The sequence below is a fragment of the Kineococcus auxinigenes genome (assembly GCF_050871525.1).
Classification (GTDB): Bacteria; Actinomycetota; Actinomycetes; order Actinomycetales; family Kineococcaceae; genus Kineococcus.
Window position 1 is genome coordinate 1 of the sequence record NZ_JBKBCT010000028.1, and the last position, 25,113, is coordinate 25,113.

Genomic DNA, 25,113 nt, shown 5'->3' on the forward strand with positions numbered 1-25,113 from the left:
CCCCCCCCCCCCCCCCCCCCCCCCCCCCCCCCCCCCCCCCCCCCCCCCCCCCCCCCCCCCCCCCCCCCCCCCCCCCCCCCCCCCCCCCCCCCCCCCCGGGGAGGGGATCCGTGGGGGAGGGGTGGGTGTGGTGGGGTGGGGGTGTGAACGCCTCCCCGCCGCGTGCCGTCCCGCCGAACCCGACCGTGCTGCTGCTGGGCGGGCGCAGCGAGATCGGCCTGGAGGTCGCCGAGCGGCTGGTGCGCGCCGGCGCCCGCACCGTCGTGCTCGCCGCGCGCGGCGCCGACCGGCTCGCGGCCGAGACGGCGCGGTTGCGCGCGGCCGGGGCCGCGGACGTGGAGGCGGTGGAGTTCGACGCCGACGACGTCGCCGCGCACGGCCCGCTGCTCGCGGACGTCGTGGCCCGCCACGGGGCGCTGGACGCCGTCGTGGCGTTCGGGGTGCTGGGGGACCAGGCGCGCGCCGAGAGCGACGTCGCGCACGCCCTGGCCGTGGTCCACACCGACTTCACCGCGCAGGTCAGCGTCCTGTCCCACCTCGCGCTGCTGCTGCGCCCGCTGCGCGCCGGGCGGATCGTGGTGTTCTCCTCCATCGCGGGGGTGCGGGCGCGGCGACCGAACTACGTGTACGGCTCCGCGAAGGCCGGTCTGGACGCCTTCGCCTCGGGCCTGGCCGACGCCCTGACCGGCAGCGGCGTCTCACTGCTGCTGGTGCGCCCCGGTTTCGTCATCGGCCGCATGAGCGCCGGCATGCGCCCGGCACCGCTGTCCAGCACGCCGCCGCAGGTGGCCGACGCGACCGTGGCGGCGCTGGGCACCGGGCGGGGCGAGGTCTGGGTCCCGGGGACGCTGCGCGCCCTGGCCGCCGCGATGCGCGCCACCCCGCGCGCGGTGTGGCGGCGCGCCCCGCGCTGAGGCTCGCCGGGCGGGGCGCGCCCGCCCTGCCTACGGTGACGGGCATGGACCTGGAGCTCACCGGGCACACCGCCCTGATCACCGGCGGCGACTCCGGCATCGGCTGGCACACCGCGCGGCTGCTGCTCGCCGAGGGGGCGCGCGTCGCGATCACCGACATCGATCCCGCCCGCCTGGAGGACGCCGCCGCGCGGCTGGGCGCGGGCGAGGACCGGCTCGTCGCCGTCGCCGCCGACCTGACCCGCGCCGAGGACGTGCAGCGCCTGCGGCGGGAGGTCTCGCAGCGCCTGGGCGACCCCGACGTCCTCGTGCACTGCGCCGGGGTGACCGGCGCGCAGGGGCTGTTCCACGAGATCGACGAGGACGGGTGGCGCTCCACCCTGGAGACCGACTTCTTCGCCGCCGTGCGCGTGGTGCGCGCGTTCCTGGACCCCATGCGGGCGAAGGGCTGGGGGCGCGTGGTGCTGCTGGCCTCCGAGGACGCCGTGCAGCCCTACACCGACGAGCTGCCGTACTGCGCCGCCAAGGCCGCCGTGCTGAGCCTGACCAAGGGGCTGTCGAAGACGTACGCGAGCGAGGGCGTCCTCGTCAACGCCGTCTCCCCGGCGTTCATCGCCACCCCGATGACCGACGCCATGATGGAGAAGCGGGCGCAGCAGGACGGCACGAGCGTCGAGGAGGCCATCAGCAGCTTCCTCGACGAGGACCGCCCGTTCATGGAGCTCAAGCGCCGCGGCGACCCGGACGAGGTGGCCTCCGTCATCGCGTTCCTGGTCTCCGAGCGGGCCAGCTTCGTCAACGGCAGCAACTACCGGGTGGACTCCGGCTCCGTCGCGACGATCTGAGGGTCGCGCCCGCGGGCACTAGCGTGGGGCGCATGCCCGACGCAGCACCGCCGCCGGCCCCGCAGGGCGCGACCCTGACGGCCGCCGAGCGCCTCGACGACCTGCCGTTCACCCGCCGCCACCGTCGCCTGCTCGTCGGTTCCGGGATCGGCTGGGCGCTGGACGCGTTCGACGTCGGCCTGGTCGCCTACGTGCTCCTGGCCCTGCGCGTGCAGTGGGACCTGACCGCGGGGGAGAGCTCCTGGATCGCCTCGATCGGGTTCGTCGGCATGGCGATCGGCGCCAGCCTGGGTGGTCTCCTCGCGGACCGCCTCGGGCGCCGGCAGGTGTTCGCCCTGACCCTGCTGGTGTACGGGATCGCCAGCGGCGCCGCTGCCCTGTCGTGGTCGCTGGGCGCGCTGCTGGTGTTCCGGTTCCTCGTCGGCCTCGGGCTGGGTGCGGAGCTGCCGGTGGCGTCCACCCTCGTCAGCGAGTTCGCCCCGCGCCGGATCCGCGGTCGCGCCGTGGTGCTGCTGGAGGCGTTCTGGGCGGTCGGCTGGACCGCCGCCGCGCTCGTCGGGTTCCTGCTGGTGCCGGCCTCCGACGACGGCTGGCGCTGGGCGCTGGTGCTGGGGGCGGTGCCCGCCCTGTACGCGATCGTGGTGCGCCGCGGGCTGCCGGAGTCAGTGCGGTTCCTCATGTCGAAGGGCCGGCACGCCGAGGCCGAGCAGGTGGTCCGGCAGTTCGAGGAGTCCGCAGGCGTGCGGTACGCACCGGGCCCGCTCGCGCACGAAGCCCTCGGTGCCACCGCGGCGAGCGCCCCGGGGGTGTGGAGCCGGGGCCTGCGCCGGCGCACCACCGGCCTGTGGTTGGTGTGGTTCTTCGTGAACTTCAGCTACTACGGGGCGTTCACCTGGATCCCCAGCCTGCTGTTCGAGGACGGGTTCACGGTGGTGCGCTCGCTGGAGTTCACCCTCATCATCACCCTCGGTCAGCTGCCGGGGTACGCGGTGTCCGCCTGGCTCGTGGAGGCGTGGGGGCGTCGTCGCACGCTGTCGGTGTTCCTCGTGGGCTCGGCGGTCGCGGCGCTGCTGTACTCCGCCGCCGACACGGAGCCGGCCATCCTCACCGCCGGGATCCTGCTGTCGTTCTTCAACCTCGGCGCCTGGGGTGCGCTGTACGCGCTCACGCCCGAGGTGTACCCGACGCTGGTGCGCGGCCGGGGTGCGGGCTCGGCCGCCGGGTTCGGCCGCATCGCCTCGATCCTCGCCCCGCTCAGCGTGCCGCTGCTGCTGGGCTCGGGCGGGACCACGCTGGTGTTCGCGGTGTTCGGCGCGGCGTTCGCCCTGGCGGCGGGTGCGAGCTGGCTGCTGCCGGAGACGAGGGACCGGGCCCTGGAGGACTGAGCGCGGCGGACGGGTTCACCAGCCCCGCTCGCGCCACTCCTGCAGGTGCGGGCGCTGCGCGCCGATCGTCGTGGGCGCCCCGTGCCCGGGGTGCACCACGGTGCTGTCGTCCAGGACGGCGAACAGCCGCGCGGTGACGTCGTCCAGCAGCGAGGTGAACGCGGCAGCGTCGCCGCGGGTGTTCCCGACACCGCCGGGGAACAGCGAGTCCCCGGTGAACACGTGGTCCGGGCCCTTAACACCGCCGCGCAGCACCAGCGCCACCGAGCCGGGGGTGTGCCCGCGCAGGTGCACCACCTCCAGGCGCACGTCGCCGACGCTGAGGACGTCGCCGTGGCGCAGCCGGCGATCCACCGGGACGGGCAGGTGGTCGGCGTCGTCCTCCCCGGCGGCGGTCGCGGCCCCGGTGGCGTCCACGACCTCGGCGAGCGCGCCGACGTGGTCGTGGTGGCGGTGCGTGGTGACCACCAGGCCCAGCCCACCGCCGGGCGAGGCGGCGCGCACCAGCTCCAGCAGGGCGGCGGGTTCCGCGGCGGCGTCCACGAGCACCTGCTCGCGGGTGCGCCGGCACGTCACCAGGTACGCCACGTTGTCCATCGGCCCGACGTGCGCCGAGCGCACCTCGGCGTCCGCCGTGAGCTCCACGCCCACCACCTACTCCTGCCCCGCAGTGTCGTCCTGCGCCGCCGTGCCGTCCTGCGCAGCCAGGACCTCCTCGATCCAGCGCAGCCCCGCGATGGCGGTGGGGAAGCCGCACGTGGTGATGGCCGCCAGCGCCACCGCGCGCAGCTCGTCCGGCGAGGACCCCTCCGCCAGCGCCTTGCGGACGTTGGAGCGCACGGCGCCGTCGGCCTCGGCGCCCAGGGCGAGGGCGAACTTCAGCAGCCGGTCGGTGCGGGCGTCGAACCCGGTGTGCGCCCGCACCGCCTCGGCGAGCGCGCCCTGCGCGGCGGCGACGTCCGGGTACCGCTCGGTGAACTCGCGGTAGATCGAGGGCAGGTAGTCGCTCACGGCGTCCTCCGGTGCGCTGGGGTGGTCCGACCGCCGACCCTACCGAGGGGGCAGGGCGCGGTCGCGGACCACGTCCGGGCGCGGGTGCGGCAGCGGTGCGGCACCGGGGCGGCGGCGGTAGACCACGTACGGGCGCCACAGGTACGCCATCGGCGCGGACCACACGTGCACCAGCCGGGTGAACGGCCACAGCGCCAGGAACAGGAACCCGCCCAGGGCGTGCGCCTGGTACACCAGCGGCGCACCGGCCATCAGGGAGGTGTCCGGGGAGAGCAGGAACACCCCGCGGAACCACACCGCGATCGTCTCGCGGTAGTCGTAGCCCGGGCCGACGAGGTTCTCGCCGACGGTCGCGCTCATGCCGAGGACCACCATCGCGGCCAGCGCCAGGTACAGCACCCGGTCCATCGCCGTGGTGGTGCGCCGCACCCGACCGCCGACGACGAAGCGGCGGGCGATCAGCAGCAGCAGCCCCACCACCATCGCGACCCCGGTGACGGTGCCGCCCCAGACGGCCACGAGGTGGTAGGCGTGCTCGGGCACGTGCAGCGCCTCGGTGACGGAGGCGGGGATCAGCAGGCCCATCGCGTGCCCGGCGATGACGCCGAACGCGCCGAGGTGGAACAGCGGCGAGCCCAGCCGCAGGATGCGGCTCTCCAGCAGCTGGCTGGTGTGCGTGGTCCAGCCGAACTGGTCGTGCCGCCAGCGCCACGCGTGGCCAGCGGCGAACACCGCCAGGCACGCGTAGGGGACGACGATCCACAGGGTGACGTCGAGGGCGTTCACGGCCGGGCCTCCGGGGTGCTGCAGGGCGGGTGGGGGGACCAGGAGCGGTCGGGGGAGCTCGCCCCGTAGGGGGCCAGGCCGATCGCGGCGAGCTCGTCGGGGACGTCGAGCGCGCCGGGCGTGGACAGCCCCACGGACTCCACGGGCGGGCCGTCCACGGCGAGCGCCGCCACGGCTTCCCGGTCGGCGTCGGTGAGCGGCGGCAGCGCCCGGCACACCGCGTCCAGCAGGTGCCGGTACGGGGTGCCGGCGGCGACGAGCGCCTCCCGCAGCAGTTCCACGCCGCGCCGGTGCTGGCGCAGCGGGGCCTCCCCGTCACCGGGGCCGGTGACGGCGGCGAACTCCAGGACGACGGGCAGCAGGTCCGGCAGTTCCCCGGGGGCCAGGCGCAGGCCGTGGGCGCGGTAGCGCTGCTTCAGCGTCAGCAGGGCGATGCCGCGCTTGCGGGTGTCCCCGTGCAGGTAGTACGTCAGGTACAGCCCGGATCGGCGGCGCAGGTCGAAGGTCTGCACGTAGTGCTGCTGGACCTCGGTGGCGCAGGTTCCGGTGAGCCAGGTGAGGAACTCGCGCACCGCCGCGGCGACGTCCGGGTGCTCCAGCCTGGCGGCGGCCGCGGTGAGCTCGCCGCCGGCGGCGAGCAGCTCGGCGTCCGGGTAGGTCAGCAGCAGCGAGGCCAGCTCGAACAGCCGGGCCCGCTCGGCGGGCTCCACCACCTCGACGGCCGTGGCGGGGCCGGTCACGGCGGTCACGAGCCGTCCCGGGGGGTGCGAGGGGTGACGTTCAGGCCGCGGCGGCCGTCGGCGCGCCGGCGCAGCAGGCCGGTGCGGCCCGGCCGCACCTGCTCGCCCTCGCCGACGAGGTGGAAGCGCTCCACCGTGGCGGAGGTGGCCGACGCCGCGCCGACGGGGTCGCCGCCCATGCCCGGGCCGCCCGAGCAGTCCAGGCTGCACCCGGTGTCCTGCGCGGCGGTGGCCTGCGCCTCCAGCGCCGCCGCGTCGGCGGCGTGGGCGCGCGGGACGACGTAGCGGTCGTCGTACTTGGCCACCGCCAGCAGCCGGTACATGGCCTCCACCTGGTCCGCGCTCATCCCGATCCCCTCCAGCAGTTCGGCCGCGACGGTGCCGTCGAGGGTGCGTGCCCGCATGTACGCGCGCATCGCCGCCAGCTTCATCAGCACGCCCGCGACCACCTCGGTGTCGCCGGCGCTGAACAGCTCGGCGAGGTACTCCACGGGGATCCGCAGGTCGCGGATGGTGTGGAACACGTCGTCGGCATCGGTGTCGTCACGGCCCGCCTGGCCCACGGCGTCCAGCACGGGCGAGAGCGGCGGGACGTACCAGACCATCGGCATCGTGCGGTACTCCGGGTGCAGCGGCAGCGCGATGCGGTACTCGCTGATGAGCCGGTGCACGGGGGAGTTCGCCGCCGCGGTGATCCACTCCTCCGGCATGCCGGCCTCCCGGGCGGCCTGCTGCACCAGCGGGTCGTGCGGGTCGCAGAACGCGTCGCGCTGGGCGTCCAGCAGGTCGCGCTCGTCCGGCACGGAGGCCGCGGCCAGCACCGCGTCCTCGTCGTAGAGCACGATGCCCAGGTAGCGCAGCCGGCCCACGCACGTCTCCGAGCAGATGGTCGGCAGACCGGCCTCGATGCGCGGGAAGCAGAACGTGCACTTCTCCGCCTTGCCGGTGGCGTGGTTGACGTACACCTTCTTGTACGGGCACGCCGACACGCACATGCGCCAGCCGCGGCACTTGTCCTGGTCCACCAGGACGATGCCGTCCTCCTCGCGCTTGTACATCGCGCCCGACGGGCACGCCGAGACGCACGCGGGGTTCAGGCAGTGCTCGCAGATGCGCGGCAGGTGGAACATGAAGGTCTTCTCGAACTCGAACTTCACCTTCGCCGCCGCCTCCGGGGGCATCCGGACGATGTTCGGGTCGCTGCCGGCGCGCTCGTGCGCCCCGCCGAGACCGTCCTCCCAGTTCGCGCCCCACTCGATCGCCATCGGCTCACCCGTCAGCGCTGAGCGCGGCTGCTTCACCGGGGTGTCGGTCAGGCCGGCGGGAGCGGAGACCAGCACGTCCTTGTCGAACGTCGCGGGCTCGTAGTAGTCGTCGAGGGAGGGCAGGTCGGGGTTGGCGAAGATGCCCGTCAGCCGCTTCACCCGGCCGCCGGAGCGCAGCTTCAGCCGGCCCTTGCCGTCGAGCACCCAGCCGCCCTTCCAGCGTTCCTGGTCCTCGTAGTGCTTCGGGTAGCCGATGCCCGGCTTCGTCTCGACGTTGTTGAACCAGACGTACTCGGTGCCCTCGCGGTTCGTCCACGTCTGCTTGCACGTCACCGAGCACGTGTGGCACCCGATGCACTTGTCCAGGTTCATCACCATGGCGACCTGCGCGCGGATCCGCATCAGTACTGCACCTCCTGCGAGCGGCGGCGGATCACGGTGATCTCGTCGCGCTGGCTGCCGATCGGGCCGTAGTAGTTGAAGGCGTAGGTCAGCTGGGCGTGACCCCCCGCCAGGTGGGTGGGCTTGACCAGCAGGCGCACCATCGAGTTGTGGTAGCCGCCGCGGCGGCCGCTGCCCTCCGCCTTGGGCACGTTCACCGTGCGCTCGGGGGAGTGGTACTGGAACACCGTGCCCTCGGGCATGCGGTGGCTGACCACGGCCCTGGCGACGACGACGCCGTTGCGGTTGTGCGCCTCGATCCAGTCGTTGTCGGCCACGCCGATCTTCTCGGCGTCCTGCACGCTCATCCAGATCACCGGGCCGCCGCGCGAGAGGGCGAGCATCAGCTCGTTGTCGTGGTACATCGAGTGGATCGACCACTTCGCGTGCGGGGTGAGGAACCGCACCGTCACCCCGCCGTCGGCGAGCTCACCGGGCGGGCCGAAGTGCCGGGCCATGTTCAGCGGCGGGCGGAACGCCGGCAGCTGCTCACCCAGCTCGGCGACCCAGTCGTGCTCGACGAAGAAGTGCTGCCGGCCGGTCAGGGTGTGCCACGGCTTGGAGCGCTCGACGTTGATCGTGAACGGGGAGTACCGCCGCCCGTCCTTCTCCGAGCCGGACCACTCCGGGCTGGTCAGCACCGGCTGCGGCGCGCGCTGCGTGTCGGCGAAGGTGACCACGTGGTCCTCGTGGCCGGCGACGAGGTCGGCCAGGCGGTGACCGGTCTGCTCCTCCAGGCGGCGGAACCCCTCGGCGGCGACGCGGCCGTTCGTGGTTCCCGACAGCGTCAGGATCGCCTCGCACATGCGGTCGGCGGTCGCCAGCGAGGGCCGCCCGGCGAACGGGCCGTCGGCGACCACGCCGTTGGTCTTCCGCAACCGCTCGACCTCCGGGGTGACGTCGACGGTGAAGCCCTTCGTCGTCGTGCCCAGGGTGTCCAGCAGCGGCCCGACGGCGCGCATCTTGGCGCCGAGGAGCGTGTAGTCGCGCTCGACCTCGATGAGCTTCGGCATCGTCAGGCCGGGCACCGGCGGGCAGTCGCCGCGCTTCCAGTCGCGCACCCGCCCGCCGGGGGTGGCCAGCTCGTCCGCGGTGTCGTGCTGCAGCGGGGCCGCCAGCACGTCCCGGCGGGTGCCCAGGTGGGTGCGGGCCAGCTCGCTGACCTTGTCGGCGATGTCCAGGAACGCGTCGTAGTCGGTGTGCGCGTCGGCGGGCGGGGCCACGGCGGGGGAGAAGGAGTGCACGAACGGGTGCATGTCCGTGGTGGAGATGTCGTGCTTCTCGTACCAGGTGGCAGCCGGCAGCACCACGTCGGAGTGCAGGCCGGTGTTCGTCATGCGGAAGTCGATCGTGGTCAGCAGGTCCAGCTTGCCGACGGGCGCCTGATCGCGCCACGCCACGTCCCGCGGCCGCTCGCCGGGCCCGCACTCCTGCGCGCTCGCCAGCGACGGCACGCCCAGCAGGTGGCGCATGAAGTACTCGTTGCCCTTGCCGGAGGAACCGAGCAGGTTCGCCCGCCACAGCGTCAGGCAGCGCGGGAAGTTCGCCGGGTCGTCCGGGTCCTCGGCGGCGCTGCGCAGTCGGCCGGCGACCAGTTCGTCCACGACGTGCTGCTGCACCGACTTGCCCGCCGCGCGCGCCTCGTCGGTCAGGTCCAGCGGGTTGCGGTCGAACGCCGGGTGCCCCGGGCTCCAGCCCATGCGCTGCGCGGCGGCGACGGTGTCGGCGAACGTCATGCCCGCCAGGCGGCCGGTGCCCAGCGGGGAGGCCAGCTCGTCGGCCGCGACGCGCTCGTAGCGCCACTGGTCGGTGTGCAGGTACCAGAACGGCGTGGCCGCCTGGTGCCGCATCGGGCGGTGCCAGTCGAACGCGAACGACATGTGCTGCTGACCGGTGAGCGGGCGGGCCTTCTCCTGGCCGACGTAGTGCGCCCACCCGCCGCCGTTGACGCCCTGGCAGCCGGTGAGGGTGACCAGGGCGATGAACGCCCGGTACGTCATGTCCGAGTGGAACCACTGGTTGGCGCCGGCGCCCAGGGCGATGAGGGAGCGGCCCCGGCTGCGCTCGGCGTTGCGGGCGAACTCGCGCCCGATCCGCGCGGCCAGCGCGGCCGGCACCGAGGTGATGGCCTCCTGCCACGCCGGGGTGCCCGGCTGGGTGGCGTCGTCGTAGCCGGTGGGCCAGGTGCCGGGCATGCCCTCGCGGTGCACCCCGTACTGCGCCATCACCAGGTCGAACACGGTGGTGACCAGGTGGCCGCCGACGCGCCGGACGGGAACCCCGCGGCGCACCGTGGTGCCGCCCTCGGTGGGGCCCTCGTCGAAGCGGGCCAGGTCCACCTCCACCGTCGCCTCGGCCTGCTCGAGCAGGCCGAGGGCCGGCTGCACCTCGCCCAGGTCGAGGTTCCAGCGCCCCGCGCCGGACTCGTGCCAGCGGAAGCCGAGGGAGCCGTTGGGCACGGCGGGTGCCCCGGTGCGCTCGTCCACCAGGACGGTCTTGTGCTGGGCGCCGGCGGTCGTGTCGCCCAGGTCGGCGGCGGTCAGGAACCGGTCGGCGGCGTAGGCGCCCTCGCGCTCGCGCAAGGTCACCAGGAACGGCAGGTCGGTGAACCGGCGGACGTAGTCGGTGAAGTAGGGGACCTGCCGGTCGACGAAGAACTCCTTGAGGACGACGTGGCCCATGGCGAACGCCAGCGCCCCGTCGGTGCCGGGGTGCGGGGCCAGCCAGTCGTCGGCGAACTTCACGTTGTCGGCGTAGTCGGGGCTGACGGCCACGACCTTCGTGCCGCGGTAGCGGGCCTCGGCCATGAAGTGCGCGTCCGGGGTTCGGGTGACGGGGATGTTGGAACCCCACATCACCAGGTAGGTGGAGTTCCACCAGTCCCCGGCCTCCGGGACGTCGGTCTGGTCGCCCCAGATCTGCGGGGAGGCCACCGGCAGGTCCGCGTACCAGTCGTAGAAGCTCAGCAGCGTGCCGCCCAGCAGCGCGTGGTAGCGGGTTCCCGCGGCGAAGGAGGCCATCGACATCGCCGGGATGGGCGAGAACCCGACGACGCGGTCGGGTCCGTGCGTCTTGGTGGTGTGCACGTGCGCGGCGGCCACCATGGTGGTGACCTCGTCCCAGGTGGCGCGCACGAAGCCGCCGCGGCCGCGGGCGCTCTTGTACGCCAGCGCCTTCAGCGGCGTCTCGACGATGTCCGCCCACGCCAGCACGGGGTCGCCGAGGCGGGCGAGGTTCTCGCGGAACATCTCGGCCAGGACGCCGCGCACGTAGGGGTGGCGCACCCGGGAGGGGGAGTACTCGTACCAGGAGAACGACGCGCCGCGCGGGCAGCCGCGCGGCTCGTAGTCCGGGGACTCCTCACCGGTGGTGGGGTAGTCGGTGGCCTGGTGCTCCCACGTGATGAGGTCGTCCTTGACGAAGACGTTCCACGAGCACGAACCGGTGCAGTTCACCCCGTGCGTGGAGCGCACGACCTTGTCGTAGCTCCAGCGGTCCCGGTAGAAGGAGTCCCACGACGAGGAGCTGATCTGGTGCAGCGTGCGGCCGGAGTCACCGACCGTCTCGTGCTTGAGGAAGCGGCGCGCCGCCAGCAGCGGACCGGTGCCCGGCACGGTGTCGACGACGCCGGCGGGAGGGTGCTCGGGACTGTCCGCGGTTCGCACGGTGGTGCTCCTGGGGTGGGGGGGCTGCCGGGTGTTCCCCTCCACCTTCGGGTGCGGCCGGTCCCGTGATCGTCGCGGAACGTCCCTGTCCGCCAGGACCAAGGTCCCCGACGGGGCGCGTGCAGGACCATGGTCCTGACAGCCGGGACGTCCCGCCCGTCCCGCCCCCGCCACGCCGGCCGTAGCTTCAGGTGAACGCCGGGGCCGACCCGGCGAGCCCGCGCACCACCGGTGCGCCCCGCCCGACCCGAGGACCTCCCGTGACCCGAGAGACAACCCCCAGCCCCGAACCCACCGCGCGAGCGGGCCGGCCCGGCGCCGTGCTCGCCCTGGCGACCGTCGGTTTCTCCCTGAACTTCTGGGCGTGGGCCCTGCTGAGCCCGCTGGCCCCCCGGTTCAAGGAGGCGCTGGACCTCACCGCGTTCCAGCAGGCGCTGATCGTCGCGGTGCCCGTCGTGGTCGGCTCGCTCGGCCGCATCCCCGTGGGCGCCCTCACGGACCGCTACGGCGCCCGGGTCATGTTCCCGGCCGTCTCGTTCGCCACGATCGTCCCCGTCCTCTACCTCGGCCTGTGGGGCAGCACGTCCCTGACCGGCCTGCTCGTGGGCGGCTTCTTCCTCGGCATCGGCGGCACCGCCTTCGCCGTCGGCGTGCCCCTGGTCAACTCCTGGTTCCCGCCGAACCGGCGCGGCTTCGCCATCGGCGTCTTCGGCGCCGGCATGGGCGGCACCGCGATCAGCGCCCTGACCACCGTGAAGCTGGTGGACGCCGGCAGCATCACCACCCCGTTCCTCATCACCGCGATCGCCCTGGCCGCCTACGGCGTCCTCGCCGCGGTCGTGATGCGTGACGCCCCCGGGCGCCAGGTGCCCACCGAGAGCTTCGCCCGGCGCATGCGCGCCACCGTCGCGCTGCCCATCACCTGGCAGGCCGCCGCGCTGTACGCGGTGGGCTTCGGCGCCTACGTCGCCTTCAGCGTGTACCTGCCCGCGTACCTGAAGACCGGGTACGACCTGGGCCAGGCCGACGCCGCGAACCGGATGGCCGGCTTCGTCGTCCTCGCGGTGATCATGCGCCCGGTCGGCGGCTGGCTCTCCGACCGCCTGCACCCCACGAAGGTGATGATGTGGGCGTTCGCCGTCGTGGCGGTCGCCGCGACCGTGCAGTCGGCCACCCCGAGCCTCGCCCCGGTCGGCACCGTCGCGTTCCTGGCGATGGCCGCGTCCCTGGGCGCCGCCAGCGGTGCCACCTTCGCCCTGGTCGCCCTGCTGGCCCCGGCGAACAAGGTCGGCTCGGTCACCGGTGTCGTCGGCGCCGCCGGCGGCCTGGGCGGGTTCGTCCCGCCGCTGCTCATGGGCTCGCTGTACGAGGTGTACGGCTCCTACACGCTGGCGCTGCTGCTGCTGGCCGGCGTGGCCGTGGGTGCGCTGGCGCTGGACGCGACGATCGGCCGCCGCGCCGGCGGGTCCGGGGGCGCAGGCCGCTCGAGGAGCCCGAAGCGCTCCGAGGAGCGCGGCCGGGGCACCGCTCTGGCCTGAACGACCACCGGCCCGGGGCCGGTGCGCGATGGGCGGTCCACCCGAGGGGGTGGGCCGCCCCTCAGCGTTCCGCGTCCAGCTTGCTGGCGAACACCGCGGCCTGGGTGCGCCGCTCCATGCCCAGCTTCGCCAGCAGGCTCGTCACGTGGTTCTTGATGGTCTTCTCGGCCAGGAACATCCGCTCGCCGATCTGCCGGTTCGTCAGACCCTCGGCGATGTGCTCCAGCACGGTGCGCTCGGTGGGGGTCAGCGAGGCGATGCGGGGGTCGGTGCGCTCACCGGCGCGCATCCGGTCCAGCACGCGCGCCGTCACCGCCGGGTCCAGCAGCGACTGCCCCGCCGCCACCGCCCGCACGGCCTGCAGCAGGTCCGCCGAACGCACCTGCTTGAGCAGGTACCCCGCCGCCCCCGCCATGATCGCGGCGAAGAGGGCCTCGTCGTCGTCGAACGACGTCAGCACCAGGGCCTTGATCTCCGGGGAGTCCGAGCGCACCTGCCGGCACACGTCGATCCCGGAGCCGTCGGGCAGCCGGGCGTCCAGGACCGCCACGTCCGGGCGGGCGGCGGGGATGCGCCGCAGCGCCTCCGCGGCCGTGGACGCCTCGCCCACGACCTCCAGGTCGCCCTCGGACTCCAGCAGCTCCCGCAGGCCGCGGCGGACGATCTCGTGGTCGTCGAGGAGGAAGACGCGCACCGTCACCCCGCCACCGTAGCCCCCGCGCCGTGGCGCGGTCCCTCCCCGCGGGACCTTCGGTCCTGTCCCGGCGGGCTCGCGGCACCGATCCTGGGAGCATGATGCTCTCCGCGACCGTGCCCGCCGCAGCGGGCGTCCTGCTGCCGCTGGCGCCCGAGGAGTGCCTGGCGCTGCTGGCCACCCGCCCCTTCGGGCGCGTGGTCTTCACCCACCGGGCCCTGCCGGCGGTGCTGCCGGTGAACTTCCTGCTCGACGACGGCGCCGTGCTGCTGCGGGTGCAGCCCCGCTCGGCGCTGGCCACCGCGGCCGGCGGCACGGTCGTCGCCTTCCAGGCCGACGACATCGACGCGGCCACCCGCACCGGGTGGAGCGTGACGGCCGTGGGCCGCGCCGACGTGGTCGGCGACGAGGTGCGGCAGCGGGCGCTGGACGGCCTGGCCGCCTGGGCGGGCGGTGAGCGCGACCACGTCGTGCGCATCGGCCTGGAGCAGCTGACCGGCCGCCGGCTGGCGCAGGTGCCCGTGCTGCCCGGGGCCGTCGGCGCCTAGGCCGAGTGCTGCGGATCACGGAGGGGCGACTTCGCGGTCGTGCCGATGTCGCGGCGTCTCCTCCCGTGGTGATCTTGCACGCTTGAGGGCTCAACCGTGCAAGACCACCACGGCTTTCTGGGCGGTCTCGCTGCGCACCACCGCCGACGCTCCCGCGCAGTGACGGCCTGCCCCGGTGCGTCCGCCCTCGTCTGCAGCACCGCTGTCCGCCGCACACGATCTGCAAGGCAGGGCAGGGCAGGGCAGGGCAGGGCTCAGCGTCCCTTCGCCCGGCCGCGGGGCAGGTCCCGCACGTAGGCCTCGGCCTCCTCCAGGGTCAGCACCGGCCCGGTCGCACCGAACGCGATGCGCGCGTCCTTCGCGCCGGGCTCGCCGCTGGTCAGCAGGTAGCCGGGGTGCCGGTTCGTGGGCGCCTCCAGCGTCCACCCCTTCGCCCCGGCCTCGCGCCGCAGCCGCTCGTACCGCTCCCGCTCGGTGTCCTCGTCCGCGCCCATGCCCGGCACTGTCACCGCTGCGGCTCGGTGCGCGCAACGCGGACGGGCTTCGAGCAGGGTCCGTCGCGGCGCATGACCTAGCCTCACGTGCGTGGTGAGCACCGACACCCCCCTCCCGGACGGCGACGCCCCCCTGAGCCGGTTGCGCCTGGACGTCCTGCTGCGCGAGCTGGTCGAGCGCGCCGAGGAGGTGATCGCCACCGAGGGCCGCCTGCACCGCCTCCTGGAGGGGGTGGTGTCCATCGCCAGCGACCTGAGCCTGCCGGACACGCTGCGGCGCATCACCGAGGTCGCCACCGAGCTGTCCGGTGCCCGCTACGGCGCCCTCGGCGTCGTCGGGCCCGACCGGCGGCTGTCGCAGTTCGTCACCGTCGGCGTGGACGAGGAGACGCGGCTGCGCATCGGGCCCCCGCCGCGCGGCCACGGCGTCCTCGGCGTCCTCATCGACGACCCGCGCCCCGTGCGCCTGCACGACATCGCCGAGCACGCCAGGTCGTACGGCGTCCCGCCGAACCACCCGCCCATGGCGAACTTCCTCGGGGTGCCCGTCCGCGTCGGCGAGGAGGTCTTCGGCAACCTCTACCTCACCGAGAAGGGCGGCGGCGACTTCACCCAGGAGGACGAGGACGTCGTCGTCGCGCTGGCCGCGGCCGCCGGCATCGCCATCAAGAACGCCGACCTGTTCGAGCAGACCCGCACCCGCGAGCGCTGGCTGGAGGCGTCCACCGAGGTCACCGCCGCCCTGCTCAGCGGATCCGGCGGTGCGCGCGCCCTGGACCGGGTGGTCGCGCAGGCGTGCGTCGCCGCCGACGCCGAAGCCGGGGTCCTGCTGCTCGCGGACACCGGGCCGGGGCTGCGGGTGGCGGCGGTCGCCGGCCCCGCGGCGCAGGACCTCGTGGGCCGGCGCGTGCAGGACGGCCCCGCGCTGGAGGTCCTGGCGGACGGGGCGCCGCGCCCGCTGCCGGCGGCCGGTGAGCACCTGCCCGGGCTGGACGCGGCGGGCGGGCCCACCGCGCTCGCCCCGCTGTCCGTGCCCGACCGCGCCGCCCTGGGCGTGCTGGCGCTCGCCCGCCGCAGCGGTGCGCTGGAGTTCACCGGGGCGGAGGTGGGCATGGTGAGCTCCTTCGCCGGGCACGCGGCGCTCGCCGTGGAGTTCGAGCGCGCGCAGGCCGACCGCCAGCGCCTGGCCGTGTACGAGGACCGCGACCGCATCGCCCGCGACCTGCACGACCTCGTCATCCAGCGCCTGTTCGCCGTCGGCCTGGGGCTGCAGTCGCTGGGTCCCCGGTTGCGCGGCACGGGGACCGAGGACCGCCTGGCCGCCTTCGTCGACGACCTCGACGAGACGATCCGGGAGGTGCGGCGCACGATCTTCTCGCTGCAGGAACCCGACGAGGGCCCCACCGGGCTGCGGGGGGAGCTGCTGCGGGTCGCCTCCGGGGCCACCGGGCCGCTCGGCTTCGAACCGCACCTGGCGCTGGAGGGACCGCTGGACTCCGCGGTGCCCGACGACGTGCGGGCGGACCTGCTGGCGGTGATGGGGGAGGCGCTGGCGAACGTCGCCCGCCACGCCCGCGCCTCCCGCGTGGACGTGCACGTGTCCGTGGACGCCGCCGGGCGCGAGCTGCTTCTGCGGGTCGCCGACGACGGCGTCGGCCCGGACCCGGAAGCGTCCCCCGGGCACGGCACCCGGAACATGTCCGCGCGCGCCGAGCGGCTGGGCGGGCGGTGCGCGCTGCGCCCGCGTGAGCGCGGCGGCGCGGAGCTGCGCTGGAGGGTCCCGCTGGCCTGAGCCGGCGCTCCTGACCCGCGGTCAGCGCCCGGGCGCGCTCACCCGTGCGCGTGCGCGTGCAGGTGGTCGTGGTCGTGGGGGTGCTCGTGCCCGTGGGGGGCGCCGACCGCGGGGTCGGCGTGCAGGCGCTCCCACTGGTCGCCGTCCAGGGCGGTCAGGGCGGCGGGGAAGAGGCCGTTCTCCTCCTTCTCGATGTGCTCGCGCAGCATGAACAGCAGGTCCTGCAGCCCGGACCAGTCCCCGCCGCGGCAGGCCGCGAAACCGGCGTCGAGGTCGTCGTGCTCGCGGCACAGGGCGTCGACGTGGTCGCTGAAGTCGGGGTCCCGGCGCAGCTCGGTGAACAGGCCGCGCTCCTCCAGGGCCGTGTGCGGGTGCAGCAGCCCCTCCAGGACGTCGAGCAGCTCCAGCGCGGCGGTGCTGTCGCCGGCGTCGACGGCGCGCTGCAGCGGGCCGCTGGCGTTGACGATCGCGTCGTGCTCGGCGTTGAGCTGGCCGATGAGCGTGATGTCGCGGCATCCGCAGTAGCTGCACACGAGGAGTTCCTCCTGGTCGCTCGGGGTGGTTCGTCGCCGTACGGATCGGTCTGCGGGCAACCAGTCTGGGCGGGACCGCGGGCTCGTGGACCAGGGACGGAGGTCCCTGGTCCACGACCCCGCTGCAGTGTTGGCTGAGGTGAGGCGCACCTGTGGTGACAGATGTGCAGGGAAGCAATATGTTGCTGAGCGTGTCGGGAGTTCACTCTCCATGACGGAGGGTGCGTGCTGCCGGCGTACCCGGTGGTCCAGCCACGGCCGCGCGGGCGTCCATCGACCGCGGGCTGAGGGAGTTCCACCGTGACCGCCACCCACGACCGCAGCGGGGCCGCCGGCCTCGACAACGGACTGTCCGAGGCGCTGGTCCGAACATCGAGGTTCTTCCGGAAGGGCTCCGTCAGCGACGACCTGCGCTCGCTGCACCAGGTGGGCGGCCGTGATGCGGACGCCTTCTACCGCGACCGCTGGTCCCACGACAAGGTCGTGCGCTCCACCCACGGCGTGAACTGCACGGGTTCGTGCTCGTGGAAGGTGTACGTCAAGGACGGCATCATCACCTGGGAGGCGCAGCAGACCGACTACCCCTCGGTCGGCCCGGACCGCCCCGAGTACGAGCCGCGCGGCTGCCCCCGCGGAGCCGCGTTCTCCTGGTACACCTACTCGCCCACGCGCGTCCGTTACCCGTACGTGCGCGGTTCCCTGCTGCAGATGTACCGCGAGGCCAAGAAGCGGTTGGGTGACCCCGTCCTGGCGTGGGCGGACGTCGTCTCCGACCCCGAGCGTGCCCGCACCTACAAGTCCCAGCGCGGCAAGGGCGGCCTGGTGCGCGCCGGCTGGGAGGAGGCGACCGAGATGGTCGCCGCCGCCTACGTCCGCACCATCAAGCAGCACGGTCCCGACCGGGTCGCCGGGTTCTCCCCGATCCCGGCGATGTCGATGGTCTCGCACGCCGCGGGGTCGCGGTTCACCTCGCTCGTCGGCGGTTCGATGCTGTCCTTCTACGACTGGTACGCGGACCTGCCCGTCGCCTCGCCGCAGGTGTTCGGCGATCAGACGGACGTGCCGGAGTCGGGGGACTGGTGGGACGCCTCCTACCTGATCCTGTGGGGCTCCAACGTCCCCGTGACCCGCACCCCGGACGCCCACTGGATGACCGAGGCCCGCTACCGCGGCCAGAAGGTCGTCGTCATGAGCCCGGACTACTCCGACGCCACGAAGTTCGCCGACGACTGGCTGGCCCCGCACCCGGGGACGGACGGTGCCCTCGCGATGGCGATGGGGCACGTCGTCCTCAAGGAGTTCTTCGTCGACCGGCAGGTGCCGCGCTTCAGCGACTACGTCAAGAAGTACTCCGACCTGCCGTTCCTGGTCACCCTGGAGGAGCGGGGCGACACGGTGGTGCCGGGGAAGTTCCTCACCGCCGCCGACCTCGGCGACGAGTCGGAGGAGGGGCACTTCAAGACCGTCCTCGTCGACGCCGCCACCGGGCGCGCCACCGTCCCGAACGGCACGCTCGGCGACCGCTTCAGCGAGGCGGGCAAGGGCCGCTGGAACCTCGACCTCGGCGGCGTCGACCCGCTGCTCACCCTGGACGAGCCCGGCGGTGTCGCCAGGGTGGTGGAGCTCCCGCGCTTCGACACCGCTGACGGTCAGGCGGGCGTGGTGCGCCGCGGCATCCCGGTGCGCGAGGCCGGCGGCAAGCTCGTCACCACCGTCTACGACCTGCTGCTCGCGCAGTACGGCGTCGGCCGGCCCGGCCTGCCCGGTGAGTGGCCGGAGTCCTACGACGACGCCTCCTCGCCGTGCACGCCGGCCTGGCAGGAGCAGTTCACCGGGGTCCCGGCCGCCGCCGCCGCCAAGATCGGCCGCGAGTTCGCCCAGAACGCCGAGGAGTCCGGCGGCCGCTCCATGATCATCATGGGGGCGGGCACCAACCACTGGTTCCACTCCGACACGATCTACCGGGCGTTCCTCGTCCTGACCACGCTCACCGGCTGCCAGGGGGTCAACGGCGGGGGCTGGGCGCACTACGTCGGGCAGGAGAAGTGCCGGCCGGTGACCGGGTGGTCCACGCTCGCGTTCGGGCTGGACTGGCAGCGCCCCCCGCGGCAGATGATCCAGACGGCGTACTGGTACCTGCACACCGACCAGTTCCGCTACGACCACTTCAAGGCCGACACCCTGTCCTCCGCCGCCACCGGCGGCCTGCTGTCGGGGATGACCACCGCCGACGTCGTCGCCAAGTCGGCGCGCATGGGCTGGATGCCCTCGTACCCCACGTTCGACCGCAACCCGCTGGACATCTGCGACGACGCCGAACGGGCCGGGGTCCCGGTGCAGGACCACGTCGTGGAGGAGCTGAAGTCGGGGCGGTTGCGCTTCGCGGCCGAGGACCCCGACTCCCCGGAGAACTTCCCCCGCGTCCTGACGATCTGGCGCGCCAACCTCCTGGGGTCCTCGGGGAAGGGCAACGAGTACTTCCTCAAGCACCTGCTCGGCACGGACGCCTCGGTGCGGGCCACCGAGGCCGAGCCGCACGACCGCCCGCGCGACGTCGAGTGGCACGAGGAGGCGCCCACCGGGAAGCTCGACCTGCTCCTGACCCTCGACTTCCGCATGACCAGCACCACGGTCTTCTCCGACGTCGTGCTCCCCGCGGCCACGTGGTACGAGAAGTACGACCTCAACACCACGGACATGCACCCCTACGTCCACTCCTTCAACCCCGCCATCGCGCCGCCCTGGCAGAGCCGCACGGACTTCGACGCCTTCAACACCATCGCGAAGGAGTTCAGCCGCCTGGCGGCGCAGCACCTCGGGGTCCGCAAGGACCTGGTGGCCGCGCCACTGCTGCACGACTCACCCGACGAGATGGCCAACCCGCACGGGGTGGTGCGCGACTGGAAGCTCGGGGAGTGCGAGCCCGTGCCGGGCAAGACGATGCCCAAGCTGGTCGTGGTGGAACGCGACTACGGGGCCGTCGCCGAGAAGATGACGTCCCTAGGCCCCCTCGTGGAGGAGCTCGGGATGCCGGTGAAGGGCCTGTCCTCCATCCCCGACCAGGAGGTGGAGTACCTGCGGCACAAGAACGGCACCGTCCGCAGCGGTGCAGGGGAGGGGCGCCCGTCGCTGGCCCGCGACGTGGACATGTGCGAGACCATCCTCGCGCTGTCCGGCACCACGAACGGGCGGCTGGCCACCCGCGGCTTCGAGAAGGTCGAGGAGCGCACCGGGATGCGCCTGGCGGACCTGTCCGCCGAGCACGAGGGCAAGCTCATCACCTTCGCCGACACGCAGTCCCGCCCCGTACCGGTCATCACCTCACCGGAGTGGTCCGGCAGCGAGCACGGCGGCCGGCGGTACTCCCCGTTCACGATCAACGTCGAGCGGCTCAAGCCCTGGCACACGCTCACCGGGCGGCAGCACTTCTACCTCGACCACGACTGGATGTCGGAACTGGGCGAGAACCTGCCCGTCTTCCGGCCACCGCTGAACATGCAGGCCCTCTTCGGTGAGCCGGCCCTGGGGGAGCAGGGGGAACTGGGCATCACGCTGCGGTACCTCACCCCGCACAACAAGTGGTCCATCCACTCCGAGTACCAGGACAACCTGCTGATGCTCAGCCTCTCCCGCGGCGGGCAGACCATCTGGATGTCCGACGTGGACGCCGCGAAGGTCGGTGTCAGCGACAACGACTGGATCGAGGCGGTGAACCGCAACGGCGTGGTCGTGGCCCGCGCCATCGTCTCGCACCGCATGCCCGAGGGGACGGTGTACATGCACCACGCTCAGGACCGCCTCATCGACGTCCCGCTGGCGGAGGCGTCCGGCAAGCGTGGCGGCATCCACAACTCGCTGACGCGGCTGCTCATGAAGCCCAGCCACCTCATCGGCGGGTACTCCCAGCTGACCTTCGCCTTCAACTACCTCGGGCCCACCGGGAACCAGCGGGACGAAGTGACCGTCATCCGCCGCCGCAGCCAGGAGGTGCAGTACTGATGCGTGTCATGGCGCAGATGTCCATGGTGATGAACCTGGACAAGTGCATCGGGTGCCACACCTGTTCGGTCACCTGCAAGCAGGCGTGGACCAACCGCACGGGGGTCGAGTACGTCTGGTTCAACAACGTCGAGACCCGCCCCGGGCAGGGCTACCCGCGGCGCTACGAGGACCAGGAGAAGTGGAAGGGCGGCTGGGAGCTCAACCGGCGCGGCCGGCTCAAGCTCAAGGCCGGTGGTCGGGCGAAGAAGCTGCTGACCATCTTCTCCAACCCGATCCAGCCCTCCATCGACGACTACTACGAACCCTGGACGTACGACTACGAGACGCTGACCGACGCCCCGCTCCAGGAGCACACGCCCGTCGCGCGGCCGAAGTCCATGCTGACCGGCGAGGACATGAAGATCGAGTGGTCGTCCAACTGGGACGACAACCTCGGCGGCTCCCCCCAGCTCGGGGACAAGGACGTCATGCTCCAGCAGATCGCCGACAAGGTGAAGCTCGACTTCGAGAAGACGTTCATGTTCTACCTGCCGCGCATCTGCGAGCACTGCCTGAACCCCTCGTGCGCGGCGTCCTGCCCCTCCGGTGCGATCTACAAGCGCTCCGAGGACGGCATCGTCCTGGTCGACCAGGACCGGTGCCGCGGCTGGCGGATGTGCGTGACGGGCTGCCCGTACAAGAAGATCTACTTCAACCACCGGACCGGCAAGGCCGAGAAGTGCACGTTCTGCTTCCCCCGGGTGGAGGTGGGAATCCCGACCGTCTGCTCGGAGACCTGCGTGGGCCGGCTGAGGTACATCGGCCTGGTGCTCTACGACGCCGACCGGGTGCTGGAGGCCGCCTCCACGCCCGGCGACCAGGACCTCTACGAGGCCCAGCGGCAGGTGTTCCTCGACCCGAACGACCCGGAGGTGATCCGCGAGGCGGAACGCGCCGGCATCCCGCGCGACTGGATCACCGCGGCGCAGCGCTCTCCCGTCTACCGGCTCATCAACGAGTTCAAGGTGGCGCTGCCCCTGCACCCGGAGTACCGGACCATGCCCATGGTCTGGTACATCCCGCCGCTCTCGCCGGTGGTGGACGTCGTGCGCGACACCGGCCACGACGCGGAGGACGAGGGGAACCTCTTCGCGGCCATCGAAGCCCTGCGCATCCCCGTGGAGTACCTCGCCGAGCTGTTCACCGCCGGGGACGTCGGCCCGGTCAACGCCGTGCTGCACCGCCTGGCGGCGATGCGCGCCTACATGCGCGACCTCAACCTGGGCCGGCCGGCGGACGAGGAGACCGCCCGTCGGGTCGGCATGACCGGTGCCGAGGTGCAGGAGATGTACCGGCTGCTCGCCATCGCCAAGTACGACGAGCGCTACGTCATCCCCACCGCGCACGCCGAGCAGGCCCACAAGCTGGAGGAGCTCGCCACCGAGTGCAGCCTCGACTACGACGGCGGCCCGGGCATGGGCGGGTGGGGGCCCTTCGGGGAGAGCTCCGGCGGTACCACCCCCATCGCCGTGGAGAACTTCCACATGCTCAAGGAGCGGCAGAACGCCGACTCCGTGACCAGGCCGTCGGAGTCGGGGCGGGTCAACCTCCTCAACTGGGACGGCAAGGGGGCCCCTGCGGGCCTGTTCCCGTCGCGGGACGCCTCGCGCGGCGCGCCCTCGGAAGCGGGCACCGGTGAGGAACCCGGTGACCCGGGTGTGACGGAGCCCAAGCCGTGAGGCGCGGCCCGGCCGCGGCGGCACAGGTGCGGCCGACCGAGGCGGCCACGGCCCGCCAGGCGGCCTCCCTCCTGCTCGGCTACCCCGAGCAGGAGCTGCTGGAACGCCTGCCGCTGCTGCGCGCGGTCGTCGCCCCGCTGCCCGCGGCGCTGGCTGGCCCGCTGGGCCGCTTCCTCGACCACGTCGAGACCACGCCGCTGGAGCAGCAGCAGGCCGAGTACGTGGAGGTCTTCGACCTGCGCCGCCGCTGCTGCCTGTACCTGACGTACTACGCCCACGGGGACACCCGGAAGCGGGGGATGGCCCTGCTGAAGTTCAAGCACCTGTACTCCCGGGCCGGGATGGTGCTCGACGACGGTGAGCTGCCCGACCACCTCGCCGTGGTGCTGGAGTTCACCGCGCTGGGTGACGCCCGCCGCGGGGAGCGGCTGCTCACCGAGCACCGGGCGGGGCTGGAGCTGATCCGGCTGTCCCTGCAGGACCGCCGCTCGCCGTACGCGCACGTCCTGCAGGCGGTGTGCGCGACGCTGCCGGCGGTGCGCGCGGAGGACCGTGAGGCCGTGCTGCGCCTGGCGGCGCAGGGCCCGCCGAGCGAGGACGTGGGGCTGGACCCGTACGGGGAGGCGTCCTTCGCCCCGCCGGAACACATGCCCGTCCCCAGCATCCCCCCCGGGGCGAAGATGCTGCCCGTCACCTCAGGAGCGACCCCGTGAACGTCAGCGCCACCGACCTGGTCCTCTGGCTCATCGTCCCCTACCTGTGCCTGGCGGTCTTCGTCGTCGGGCACTACTGGCGCTACCGGTACGACAAGTTCGGCTGGACCACCCGCTCCAGCCAGCTGTACGAGCGCCGGCTGCTGCGCTGGGGGAGCCCGCTGTTCCACTTCGGCATCCTGGCCGCCCTCGGCGGGCACGTCATCGGCCTGGGCATCCCGGCGTCGTGGACCGAGGCCGTCGGCATCACCGAGCACGCCTACCACTTCGTGGCCGTCTCCATCGGCGCCGTCGCGGGTTTCTGCACCCTGGCGGGCTTGGCCATCCTCATCTACCGGCGCCGCACCGTGGGTCCGGTGTTCTCCGCGACCACGCGCAACGACAAGTTCATGTACGTCGTCCTGACGGCGACCATCCTGTTCGGCATCAGCAACACCGTTCTGGGCAACGTCATCGGCCAGGCCTCCGACTACCGCACGACCGTCTCGCCGTGGTTCCGCAGCATCTTCTACTTCCAGCCCCAGCCGGAGCTGATGGCCCAGGCCGGCATCGGTTACCAGCTGCACGCCCTGTCGGCGTTCCTGCTGTTCGCGATCTGGCCGTTCACGCGTCTCGTGCACGTCTTCAGCGCACCGCTGGGGTACTTCACCCGCCCCTACATCGTCTACCGCAGCCGCACGCCGCAGCTCGGCAACCGCGCCACCGCGCGGGGCTGGGACCGGGTGGACCAGAAGTCCCGGCGCTGAGCGCAGCCCTCGGCCCACCCGAAGGAGGGACGCACCACCGTGGTCACCGGATCCGCTGCGAGCCCCGTCCCGGGGGCCCAGGCCCCCGCCGTCCCCCGCCAGGCGTGGATCGTCCTGGCCACCGCCACCGTCGGCTTCGCCGTCAACTTCTGGGCGTGGGCGCTCATCAGCCCGCTGGGCAGCTACTTCGCCGGGGAGCTGGAGCTGTCGGCGCTGGAGAAGTCGCTGCTCGTCGCCGTTCCCGTCGTGGTCGGCTCGCTGGGGCGCATCCCCGTGGGTGCGCTCACCGACCGGTTCGGCGCCCGGGTGATGTTCCCGGTGATGTCCGCCCTGACCATCGTGCCGGTGCTGTTCGTCGGGTTCGTGGCGACCGGCTCGCTGGCGCTGATGCTCCTGGGCGGCACGTTCCTGGGCCTGGGCGGCACCACGTTCGCCGTGGGCGTCCCGCTGGTCAACGCGTGGTTCCCCCCGGCCCGGCGTGGTGCGGCGCTGGGGATCTTCGGCATCGGCATGGGCGGCACCGCCGTGTCCTCGTTCACCACGGTGGCGCTGAAGGACGCGCAGGGGTTGACGTTCCCCTTCGTGCTGGTCGCCGTCCTGCTGGCCGTCTACGCCGTCGTCGCGGCCGTGGTGCTGCGCGACGCACCCGGACGGCAGGTGCCGACCGGCAGCGCGCTGCGGCGGGCGTGGACGACGTTCCGGATGCCGGTGACGCTGCAGCTGGCGTTCCTGTACGCGGTGGGTTTCGGCGGGTTCGTCGCCTTCAGCGTGTACCTGCCCACCTACCTGCGCGACGCCTTCGGGCTCGAACCCGGTGACGCGGCGGTCCGCACGGCGGGTTTCGTGGTGCTCGCCGTGGCGATGCGCCCGGTGGGTGGCTGGCTGTCCGACCGCCTGCGCCCCGTGCCCGTCCTGGTCGCCTGCTTCGCCGTGGTGGCGGTCTTCGCGACCGTCTGCGCCCTGGAGCCCCCGCTGGAACCCGTCGGCACGGTCGCGTTCCTCACCATGGCCGCGGCGCTGGGGGCCTCCTCGGGTGCCGTGTTCGCCCTGCTGGCGGTCGTCGCCCCACCCGGCACGGTCGGCTCGGTGACCGGCATCGTCGGTGCCGCGGGCGGGCTGGGCGGTTTCGCCCCACCCCTGGTGATGGGCGCGATCTACGGGTACGTGGGCAACTACAAGCCCGGGCTGGCGCTGCTCGCCGTCGTCGCCCTCGCCGCCGCCCTGTACACGGCCCTGGCGATGCGCTCGGTGACCGCCGACGTCGGTCGGGGCTGACCGGGCGG

At 73.3% G+C, this 25,113-nt stretch carries 20 protein-coding genes; 11 read left to right on the top strand and 9 right to left on the bottom strand.

Annotated elements, in window-relative coordinates; translation table 11 throughout:
- The first annotated feature begins 143 nt into the window (after nt 1-143).
- Genes ACRYR9_RS09775 through ACRYR9_RS09785 form a run of 3 tightly spaced genes read left to right on the top strand, consistent with a single transcriptional unit; the run spans nt 144 to nt 3,144 of the window.
- The gene (locus ACRYR9_RS09775) at nt 144-914 is read left to right on the top strand and encodes an SDR family NAD(P)-dependent oxidoreductase (RefSeq protein WP_432493988.1); all 771 of its coding nucleotides are present in this window, start codon (nt 144-146) and stop codon (nt 912-914) included.
- Between the two features lie 44 nt (nt 915-958).
- Entirely contained in the window at nt 959-1,759 is an 801-nt protein-coding gene (locus ACRYR9_RS09780; RefSeq protein WP_432493986.1) for an SDR family NAD(P)-dependent oxidoreductase, read from the top strand.
- A gap of 32 nt (nt 1,760-1,791) precedes the next feature.
- The gene (locus ACRYR9_RS09785; protein ID WP_432493984.1) at nt 1,792-3,144 is read left to right on the top strand and encodes an MFS transporter; all 1,353 of its coding nucleotides are present in this window, start codon (nt 1,792-1,794) and stop codon (nt 3,142-3,144) included.
- Between the two features lie 15 nt (nt 3,145-3,159).
- Here the strand turns inward: ACRYR9_RS09785 and ACRYR9_RS09790 are convergent, their stop codons facing one another.
- Genes ACRYR9_RS09790 through ACRYR9_RS09815 form a run of 6 tightly spaced genes read right to left on the bottom strand, consistent with a single transcriptional unit; the run spans nt 3,160 to nt 11,052 of the window.
- Nucleotides 3,160-3,741, bottom strand: a complete 582-nt coding sequence (locus ACRYR9_RS09790) for an MBL fold metallo-hydrolase (protein ID WP_432493994.1) — start codon at nt 3,739-3,741, stop codon at nt 3,160-3,162.
- Nucleotides 3,742-3,798: 57 nt separating this feature from the next.
- Nucleotides 3,799-4,155: a carboxymuconolactone decarboxylase family protein gene (locus ACRYR9_RS09795; RefSeq protein ID WP_432493982.1), complete on the bottom strand. Its 357-nt coding sequence runs from the start codon at nt 4,153-4,155 to the stop codon at nt 3,799-3,801.
- Between the two features lie 39 nt (nt 4,156-4,194).
- Complete coding sequence (gene narI / locus ACRYR9_RS09800) at nt 4,195-4,941, bottom strand: respiratory nitrate reductase subunit gamma (RefSeq protein ID WP_432493980.1); 747 nt, start codon at nt 4,939-4,941, stop codon at nt 4,195-4,197.
- Nucleotides 4,938-5,654 (bottom strand): nitrate reductase molybdenum cofactor assembly chaperone, encoded by a 717-nt coding sequence (gene narJ / locus ACRYR9_RS09805; protein ID WP_432493992.1) that lies wholly within the window; start codon nt 5,652-5,654, stop codon nt 4,938-4,940. The genes narI (ACRYR9_RS09800) and narJ (ACRYR9_RS09805) overlap by 4 nt, the downstream gene beginning before the upstream one ends.
- 32 nt (nt 5,655-5,686) lie before the next feature.
- Entirely contained in the window at nt 5,687-7,348 is a 1,662-nt protein-coding gene (gene narH, locus ACRYR9_RS09810) for a nitrate reductase subunit beta (RefSeq protein ID WP_432493978.1), read from the bottom strand.
- The gene (locus ACRYR9_RS09815; protein ID WP_432493976.1) at nt 7,348-11,052 is read right to left on the bottom strand and encodes a nitrate reductase subunit alpha; all 3,705 of its coding nucleotides are present in this window, start codon (nt 11,050-11,052) and stop codon (nt 7,348-7,350) included. The genes narH (ACRYR9_RS09810) and ACRYR9_RS09815 overlap by 1 nt, the downstream gene beginning before the upstream one ends.
- Before the next feature lie 260 nt (nt 11,053-11,312).
- Between ACRYR9_RS09815 and ACRYR9_RS09820 the strand changes: the two genes are divergently transcribed.
- Nucleotides 11,313-12,590 (top strand): MFS transporter, encoded by a 1,278-nt coding sequence (locus ACRYR9_RS09820; RefSeq protein WP_432493974.1) that lies wholly within the window; start codon nt 11,313-11,315, stop codon nt 12,588-12,590.
- A gap of 61 nt (nt 12,591-12,651) precedes the next feature.
- Here ACRYR9_RS09820 and ACRYR9_RS09825 read toward each other — a convergent pair whose 3' ends face one another.
- Complete coding sequence (locus ACRYR9_RS09825) at nt 12,652-13,290, bottom strand: response regulator (protein WP_432493972.1); 639 nt, start codon at nt 13,288-13,290, stop codon at nt 12,652-12,654.
- A 92-nt stretch (nt 13,291-13,382) separates the two neighbouring features.
- Here ACRYR9_RS09825 and ACRYR9_RS09830 point away from each other — a divergent pair, with 92 nt between their 5' ends.
- Nucleotides 13,383-13,832 (top strand): pyridoxamine 5'-phosphate oxidase family protein, encoded by a 450-nt coding sequence (locus ACRYR9_RS09830; RefSeq protein ID WP_432493970.1) that lies wholly within the window; start codon nt 13,383-13,385, stop codon nt 13,830-13,832.
- 254 nt (nt 13,833-14,086) lie between these two features.
- Here ACRYR9_RS09830 and ACRYR9_RS09835 read toward each other — a convergent pair whose 3' ends face one another.
- Nucleotides 14,087-14,326, bottom strand: a complete 240-nt coding sequence (locus ACRYR9_RS09835) for a hypothetical protein (RefSeq protein WP_432493968.1) — start codon at nt 14,324-14,326, stop codon at nt 14,087-14,089.
- Nucleotides 14,327-14,417: 91 nt separating this feature from the next.
- Between ACRYR9_RS09835 and ACRYR9_RS09840 the strand changes: the two genes are divergently transcribed.
- On the top strand, nt 14,418-16,118 hold the full coding sequence (locus ACRYR9_RS09840) for a sensor histidine kinase (RefSeq protein WP_432493966.1): 1,701 nt from the start codon (nt 14,418-14,420) through the stop codon (nt 16,116-16,118).
- A gap of 38 nt (nt 16,119-16,156) precedes the next feature.
- On the opposite strand, the gene ACRYR9_RS09845 is transcribed toward ACRYR9_RS09840, so the two are convergent.
- Nucleotides 16,157-16,651: a hemerythrin domain-containing protein gene (locus tag ACRYR9_RS09845; RefSeq protein WP_432493964.1), complete on the bottom strand. Its 495-nt coding sequence runs from the start codon at nt 16,649-16,651 to the stop codon at nt 16,157-16,159.
- A 300-nt stretch (nt 16,652-16,951) separates the two neighbouring features.
- On the opposite strand from ACRYR9_RS09845, the gene ACRYR9_RS09850 reads away from it, so the two are divergent.
- Genes ACRYR9_RS09850 through ACRYR9_RS09870 form a run of 5 tightly spaced genes read left to right on the top strand, consistent with a single transcriptional unit; the run spans nt 16,952 to nt 25,105 of the window.
- A complete protein-coding gene (locus ACRYR9_RS09850; protein ID WP_432493962.1) occupies nt 16,952-20,650 on the top strand; it encodes a nitrate reductase subunit alpha in 3,699 nt (1,232 codons plus the stop codon).
- On the top strand, nt 20,650-22,371 hold the full coding sequence (narH, locus tag ACRYR9_RS09855; RefSeq protein ID WP_432493960.1) for a nitrate reductase subunit beta: 1,722 nt from the start codon (nt 20,650-20,652) through the stop codon (nt 22,369-22,371). Before ACRYR9_RS09850 ends, narH (ACRYR9_RS09855) begins: the two co-directional genes overlap by 1 nt.
- Nucleotides 22,368-23,084, top strand: a complete 717-nt coding sequence (gene narJ, locus ACRYR9_RS09860) for a nitrate reductase molybdenum cofactor assembly chaperone (RefSeq protein ID WP_432493958.1) — start codon at nt 22,368-22,370, stop codon at nt 23,082-23,084. Before narH (ACRYR9_RS09855) ends, narJ (ACRYR9_RS09860) begins: the two co-directional genes overlap by 4 nt.
- Nucleotides 23,081-23,830 (top strand): respiratory nitrate reductase subunit gamma, encoded by a 750-nt coding sequence (gene narI, locus ACRYR9_RS09865; protein WP_432493956.1) that lies wholly within the window; start codon nt 23,081-23,083, stop codon nt 23,828-23,830. Before narJ (ACRYR9_RS09860) ends, narI (ACRYR9_RS09865) begins: the two co-directional genes overlap by 4 nt.
- A 39-nt stretch (nt 23,831-23,869) precedes the next feature.
- On the top strand, nt 23,870-25,105 hold the full coding sequence (locus tag ACRYR9_RS09870) for an MFS transporter (protein WP_432493954.1): 1,236 nt from the start codon (nt 23,870-23,872) through the stop codon (nt 25,103-25,105).
- Nucleotides 25,106-25,113: the final 8 nt, after the last annotated feature.

Coding starts and splice junctions, on each gene's coding strand:
- ACRYR9_RS09780 (WP_432493986.1), top strand. CDS start 959: ATGGACCTGGAGCTCACCGGGCACACCGCCCTGATCACCGGCGGCGAC.
- ACRYR9_RS09830 (WP_432493970.1), top strand. CDS start 13,383: ATGATGCTCTCCGCGACCGTGCCCGCCGCAGCGGGCGTCCTGCTGCCG.
- narH (WP_432493960.1), top strand. CDS start 20,650: ATGCGTGTCATGGCGCAGATGTCCATGGTGATGAACCTGGACAAGTGC.
- ACRYR9_RS09835 (WP_432493968.1), bottom strand. CDS start 14,326: ATGGGCGCGGACGAGGACACCGAGCGGGAGCGGTACGAGCGGCTGCGG.
- ACRYR9_RS09790 (WP_432493994.1), bottom strand. CDS start 3,741: ATGGACAACGTGGCGTACCTGGTGACGTGCCGGCGCACCCGCGAGCAG.
- narH (WP_432493978.1), bottom strand. CDS start 7,348: ATGCGGATCCGCGCGCAGGTCGCCATGGTGATGAACCTGGACAAGTGC.
- ACRYR9_RS09785 (WP_432493984.1), top strand. CDS start 1,792: ATGCCCGACGCAGCACCGCCGCCGGCCCCGCAGGGCGCGACCCTGACG.